The organism is Pseudomonas sp. S32, assembly GCF_016648095.1.
Lineage (GTDB): Bacteria > Pseudomonadota > Gammaproteobacteria > Pseudomonadales > Pseudomonadaceae > Aquipseudomonas > Aquipseudomonas parafulva.
The window spans coordinates 1-978 of the sequence record NZ_JACVVF010000105.1; the positions used below are offsets into that span (position 1 = coordinate 1).

General features: G+C 53.3%; 1 pseudogene. It reads left to right on the plus strand.

Features of this window, described 5'->3' with window-relative positions:
- Positions 1 to 950 (plus strand): annotated as a pseudogene (locus IAE38_RS23650) (IS3 family transposase); the annotation flags it as partial.
- Positions 951 to 978 lie beyond the last annotated feature (28 nt).

A 978-nucleotide genomic window follows, 5' to 3' on the forward strand; every position in this document is an offset into this window, starting at 1 on the left:
GAGCAATTGTTGAGCGAGCTTGAGTGGATGCGCATGGAGAATGCTTATCTAAAAAAGCTCGAGGAGTTGGAACAGCAGGAGCGAAGGCAGCGCAAAAAGCCTCGTTAGTGTCAGCGCTCAGACATTGCTTTCCGGTAAATGCGCTTCTGGAATTGGCTGACTTGCCACGCAGCACGTTCTACTACCAGCGCCAGGCGCAGGCCAAGCCTGATAAGCATGCGGCTCTGAAGCAACAGATCCAAAATACCTATGACAAGGAAAAGGGGCTTTACGGCTATCGGCGCGTGGCGAGTGTAATCCGCCAGGCAGGGACCTTGGTCAGTAAGGGGCTGGTAGAAAAGCTGATGACCAAACTTAATCTGCGCTCGCTGGTACGCCCGAAGAAGTACCGCTCGTACAAAGGCACCGTAGGCAAAATTGCCCCTAACCTGCTAGAGCGAAACTTCATCGCACAGCGTCCAAATCAAAAATGGGTAACAGATGTGACCGAGTTCAAAGTGGCCGAGCAGAAGGTCTACCTGCCGCCCGTGATGGACTTGTACAACGGTGAAATTGTGGCCTACGAGGTAGCGGACAGGCCGAAACTCGAGCTGGTAACAAACATGTTGGACAAGGCCTTCGAGCGCTTGGGAGGCAGCCCCAAACTGGTGCTGCATTCGGATCAAGGCTGGCATTACCAGCACGCGCGGTATCGGCACAAGCTGATTGAACGGGGGTTGAAGCAGAGCATGTCGCGCAAGGGAAATTGCCTGGACAATGCTGCGATGGAGAGCTTTTTTGGTACGCTCAAGTCCGAGTTTTTCCACCTGAGGCGCTTTGGCAGCGTCGCGGAAATGAAAGCTGGGCTGGATGAGTACATAAACTACTACAACCATGACCGCATAAAGCTGAAGCTAAATGGCATGAGCCCTGTGGGATACAGGACTCATGGCCTCAAGGCTGCTAGCTGAAACTGTCCAACTTTTGTGGGGCAGTCCA